This is a genomic window from Longimicrobium sp. (genome assembly GCF_036554565.1).
In the GTDB taxonomy this organism is placed as follows: domain Bacteria; phylum Gemmatimonadota; class Gemmatimonadetes; order Longimicrobiales; family Longimicrobiaceae; genus Longimicrobium.
This window is the reverse complement of sequence record NZ_DATBNB010000626.1, coordinates 1-5,083: the sequence shown is the minus strand read 5'-3', so window position 1 is coordinate 5,083 and position 5,083 is coordinate 1. Positions and strand designations below refer to the sequence as shown.

The 5,083-nt window shown below is 72.0% G+C and carries 6 protein-coding genes; 5 read left to right on the top strand and 1 reads right to left on the bottom strand.

Annotated features, from left to right (window positions below; translation table 11 throughout):
* Positions 1-228: 228 nt before the first annotated feature.
* A complete protein-coding gene (locus VIB55_RS17370; protein WP_331877933.1) occupies positions 229-1,239 on the bottom strand; it encodes a diacylglycerol kinase family protein in 1,011 nt (336 codons plus the stop codon).
* A gap of 195 nt (positions 1,240-1,434) precedes the next feature.
* Between VIB55_RS17370 and VIB55_RS17365 the strand changes: the two genes are divergently transcribed.
* From VIB55_RS17365 to VIB55_RS17345, 5 genes are all read left to right on the top strand, one after another.
* On the top strand, positions 1,435-1,866 hold the full coding sequence (locus tag VIB55_RS17365) for a division/cell wall cluster transcriptional repressor MraZ (protein ID WP_331877932.1): 432 nt from the start codon (positions 1,435-1,437) through the stop codon (positions 1,864-1,866).
* 23 nt (positions 1,867-1,889) lie between these two features.
* Positions 1,890-2,090: a hypothetical protein gene (locus VIB55_RS17360; protein WP_331025963.1), complete on the top strand. Its 201-nt coding sequence runs from the start codon at positions 1,890-1,892 to the stop codon at positions 2,088-2,090.
* Positions 2,087-3,028, top strand: a complete 942-nt coding sequence (gene rsmH / locus VIB55_RS17355; protein ID WP_331877931.1) for a 16S rRNA (cytosine(1402)-N(4))-methyltransferase RsmH — start codon at positions 2,087-2,089, stop codon at positions 3,026-3,028. The genes VIB55_RS17360 and rsmH overlap by 4 nt, the downstream gene beginning before the upstream one ends.
* Entirely contained in the window at positions 3,025-3,420 is a 396-nt protein-coding gene (locus VIB55_RS17350; RefSeq protein WP_331877930.1) for a hypothetical protein, read from the top strand. Before rsmH ends, VIB55_RS17350 begins: the two co-directional genes overlap by 4 nt.
* A partial coding sequence (locus VIB55_RS17345) for a penicillin-binding protein 2 (protein WP_331877929.1) occupies positions 3,417-5,083 on the top strand: 1,667 nt, incomplete at its 3' end. The genes VIB55_RS17350 and VIB55_RS17345, both read left to right, overlap by 4 nt.

The following is a 5,083-nucleotide window of genomic DNA, read 5'->3' as shown; positions in this document are numbered from 1 at the left end:
CGGTCGGCCCCGACGAGGAGTGCGCCGTATTCCACGGCAACACGCGGCCTCCCCGAACCTACGCACGCACGGCCGCCCGCATCGCGTGCCGACCCCGGCGCTCGTGACGGCCCCAACAAAAGGCAGTTTCACGCAGAGGTCGCAGAGAAGACAGAGAGGACGCAGAGGCGCTTGCATGCCCCTCTGCGTCCTCTCTTTTCCCTCTGCGCCCTCTGCGTGAAACTGCAGTTATCCAGTCTTGCTCGCCTCTGCCTCGGCCTCCGCCGCCGCTTCGTTGGCCTCGGCGACGACCGCGGGGTCCGCGCCGGGGGCCTCGCCGTGCTCGGGCGCGCGCGGAACCATCATCGTCAGGCGGTGCCGGCCGATGGCGTACTCGAAGCGGCGGCCCGTCAGCGGCTCGCCGTCGGCGTTCACCGTCATCTCCTCGGGTGATTCCACCACCAGCGACGTCACCTTGCGATACGTGACCTTGTCGTGGCTCACGTGCTTGCCCGCGCGCACCAGCGGCGCGAGGCGCACCAGGTCCAGGTGGTTCATCCCCTGCACGATGCACACGTCCAGCAGGCAGTCCGACGGGTCCGCCGCGGCCGTCACCCAGTTGCCGCCCCCCGTCCTCCACGCGTTCCCCACCGCGAACAGCAGGAACCCGCCCTCGTACACCACCTCGTCGCCGGACACGAACCGCGCGGTCGTATCCTTCAGCTGCACGAACTTCTTGACGCCGGTCACCACGTACGCGATGGGCCCCAGCAGCCGCTTCAGCTCCTTCGACGCGTCGTCGGTCGCCTCAGCACCCATGCCGCCGGTGGACACGTTCAGGAAGTAGCGCCCGTTCACGCGCGCCACGTCAACCGTGTACTCCTCGCCGCTCGCGGCGTCCATCAGCGCGCCCTCGGGGTCGCCCGGGGCAATGCCCATCCCGCCCGCCAGGTCGTTGCCCGTGCCCAGCGGCACGATCCCCAGCTTGGGGAGCGCCGCGTCGGGCGTCGTATCCTCCCGGTCGGCGATCCACTCGTACAGTCCGTTCACCACCTCGTTGATGGTGCCGTCGCCGCCGCACGCCACCACCAGGTCCGCGCCGTACTCTGCCGACTTCCACGCGAACCGGTGCGCATCGCCCTGCTCGAAGGTCACGCGCGGATGCACCACGTGCCCTTCCTCGCGCAGGCGCTCCACGCCCCGGCGCAGCGCCTGGACGGCGTCGGGCGAAGACGGGTTGATGATCAGGGCGATCTGCACGGGCGGCGCTCGCGGGCGAAAGGATGAGGGTTTACCGGGCCGGGAGCGCGGGGGCGCAAGAACTTCGCCAGCCACCGCCCCCGGTTCGGGAGATGTTCTCCTTGACCTGCGGGGGAACGCCATTAGCTTGTGGGCCAGAGTGGGTGATTGTGGGGAGTTGTGGGGGAGCGTGGCAGGCCTTTCCAGCGGAGCCCGGTGAACGGCTTTCTCGGGAGCTATCAGCACCAGATCGACGACAAGGGCCGGCTCAGCCTTCCCGCCCCGTTCCGACGGGAAGGGGGGGACGAGCCGATGGTCCTGGTGCACGCGTTTCCCGACGCCCTCACCCTGTATCCCCAGCACACCTGGGCCGAGGTGGAGGCGCGCCTTCGCGAGATGCTGCGGCTGAACCCCCAGGCCCGCGCCTACGTGCTGAAGGTGACGGCCAACGCCGTGGAAGTGGTGCCCGACAAGCAGGGCCGCATCATGGTCCCCGCGCGGCTGCAGGAATCCGTCGGCATCGCGGGGCCCACGCTGATCGTGGGCGCCATCGACCGCATCGAGTTGTGGAACCCGGAGCGCTTCCAGGCCGCCACGGCCGAGCCCGTGGCCGAGGCCGAGCGCTTTACGCACCAGATCTTCGGCTGATCCCCCCTCACCCCGTTGGTGACATGATCGTTCAGCCCCGCCCGCCTGTATCGATGCACTCGCCGCTGGCCGGCTCGGGGGTGCCCTGCGGCCTGGACCGCCACTTCGGCCCGTTCGAGCCGATGGACGGCCTGGGGGCGTTCCTGGGCACCGAGTGGTTCACCTGCCGCGGCTGCCGCGCGCTGGTCACCCGCGCCAACGCCGTGCGGCCCGCCGCGGCGTGACGCTGCCCTATGCCTCCGGCTACCACGCGCCCGTCATGGTCCGCGAGGTGATGGATCTCCTCACGCCGGAGCGGGGTGGGCTGTACCTGGATGGAACGCTGGGCGGCGGCGGCCACGCCGAGGCGCTGCTGGAGCGCGGTCCCACGGCCCGGCTGATCGGCACGGACCGCGATCCGGATGCGCTTCGCGAGGCGGGGGAGCGCCTGGCCCGCTTCGGTGATCGCTTCCGCCCCGTCCGATCGAACTTCGCGGATGCCGTGGCCGCGGCGGGGATCGAGGATGGGTCGCTGGATGGCGTGCTGCTGGACCTGGGGATCTCGTCGCACCAGATCGACGTGGACGAGCGCGGATTCACCTTTCGTCCCGGCGCGCCGCTGGACATGCGGATGGCGCAGGCGACCGCCGCGGAGCCCAGCGCGGCGGACCTGCTGAACGAGATGGACGAGGCCGAGCTGGCGAACATCTTCTACCGCTACGGCGAGGAAAAGCGCTCGCGGAAGCTGGCGCGCATCGTTTTGGAGATGCGGGAGCGCGAGCCCTTCGCCACCAGCGACCACCTGCTGGATGCCATCCGCCGCACGCTGGGCCCGCGCGCCGAGGCGGCGGACAAGGCCAGGATCTTCCAGGCGCTGCGGATTGCCGTCAACGGCGAGATCCAGGCGCTGGAGCGGGCGCTGGAAAGCTTCCGGAAGGCGCTGGCGCCGGGGGGCGTGTTCGCGGTGCTCGCCTACCACTCGCTGGAAGACCGGCTGGTGAAGAACGCCTTCCGGGACTGGAGCCTGGACTGCGTGTGCCCGCCCGGCTTCGTGCAGTGCCAGTGCCGCGGAACGCCGCTGGGAACGACGATCACCCGAAAGCCCATGTCTGCCACGGAGCAGGAAACCCTGGCCAACCCCCGCGCCCGCAGCGCCCGTTTGCGCGGGTGGAGGGCGGCGTGAGCACCGACGCCATGCCGCGCCCGGCGCGCACGCGCCAGGCTGAGCGCGCCGCCCGCTGGGAGGCGCCGCAGGGCGACCGCGCCGAGCGCCGCGCCCGCCGCCGCGCGTGGGTGGGCCGCGCGGTGCTCGTCTGCGCCGTCGCGGGCTGCCTGGCGTCCGTGGTCTGGCGGCAGACGGAGGGCGTGGCCCGCCAGCGCGAGCTTGCGAAGCTGCAGAACGACATCTCCCTCGCCGAGGCCGAGCGGGTGGAGTGGACCAACCGCATCCAGGAACTGCAGACGCGCGCCCGCATCACCCGCATCGCGGAGCGCCGGCTGGGGCTTCACGTGGCGCGCGACGACGAGGTCGTGCTGCTTCCCATCCCTGCCTCGTCCATGGAGCAGGGCCAGTGAGCCGCGCCGGGGCCTGGGACAGCGAAGAGCGCCTGCGCGCCCGCCGCCGCCTGCTGATCGTGTCCATCGGCATCGCGGCGGTGCTGATCGTGGGCCGCTCGGTGCAGCTGCAGGGGTTCGAGGGCGACAAGTGGCGCGCCGAAGCGGCCGCGCAGCAGCAGGCGCGCGTGCCCCTGGCCGCCCGCCGCGGCGCCATCTTCGACCGCGACGGAGTGCCCCTTGCCCTCACCCGCGAGACCTTCCGCCTGTCCATCGCCCCCAACGAGCTGACGGACCGCGACGCCGCCGTCCGCCAGCTCGCCCAGGTGCTGGAGCTGGGGCGAAGCGCCGCCCGCCGGGCGACGAGCAAGGATCGCAAGTGGGTCGTCCTCCCCGGACGGTTCACGGCCGAGCAGCGCCGGGAGATCGGCGATCCGCGCGGCTTCCATTGGGAGCGGCGGCTGGAACGCTTCTATCCCCAGGGCAGCGTGGGACGCGAGGTGCTGGGCGGCATCAGCGGCGACGGCCGGCCGCTGGGCGGCATGGAGCAGGCGCTGGACGAGGTGCTGGCCGGGCGCGACGGCTACTCGGTCATGCGGCGTGACGGCAAGGGCCGCAAGGAGGCTTCCGTCGCGCTCCCCGTCGTGCAGGCGACGGATGGGAACGACGTGTACCTGTCCATCGACTTCGACCTGCAGGAGATCGCCGACGCGGCGCTGGGCGCGGCCATCGACAGCACCGGCGCGGCCGGCGGCGACCTGCTGCTGATGGATCCCCGCACGGGCGAGGTGCTGGCCGCCGTCTCCAAGCGGCAGGGTGGGTCGCTGGGCGTGGGCGCGTTCATCGAGCCGTACGAGCCGGGGTCCGTGGCCAAGCCCCTGTTCGTGAGCACGCTGCTGGCGACGGGCAGGGCCACGCTGGGCGAGAGCGTGGACGGCGAGGGCGGCCGGTGGACCGATCCCAACGGCCGCGTGCACACCGACGTGCACGCCTACGACATGCTCACGCTGCGCGACGCGCTGCGCGTGTCCAGCAACATCGGCATGGTGAAGTTCGTCCCGCGGCTGAGCCCCGGGCAGCAGTTCGGCATGCTGCGGGACTTCGGGTTCGGCACGCCCACGGGGGTGGAGTACCCCGCGGAATCGTCGGGGCGGCTGCCGCGCCCGGACCGCTGGTCCAAGCCCACCGCCGCCTCGCTGGCGACGGGCTACGAGATGTCGGTAACCCCGCTGCAGCTGGCACTGGCCTATGGCGCCCTCGCCAATGGCGGCGTGCTGATGGAGCCGCGCCTGGTGCGCGAGGTGCGCGGGCGCGACGGCAAGACGCTGGAGCGCCGCGATCCCCGCGAGGTGCGCCGGGTGATCCCTCGCGGGGTGGCGGGACAGATCCGCGACGTCCTCGTCACCGTCGTCGCGGACGGCACGGCGACCCGGGCCTCGCTTTCCACGTTCGAGGTGGCGGGAAAGACGGGAACGGCGCGGCGCACGGGTGCGAACGGGCGCTACGAGGCGGGCCAGTACAACTCCACGTTCGTCGGCTTCTTTCCCGCGCGCGATCCGCAGCTGACCATCCTGGTGCGGCTGGACCGCCCCCGCGGCGAATACTACGGCGGCCTGACCGCCGCCCCGGTCACCCGCGAAACGCTGCAGGCCATCCTCGCCGCGCGCTCGCCGGGGCTGGACCG

Coding starts and splice junctions, on each gene's coding strand:
- VIB55_RS17360 (WP_331025963.1), top strand. CDS start 1,890: ATGATCGTTCAGCCCCGCCCGCCTGTATCGATGCACTCGCCGCTGGCC.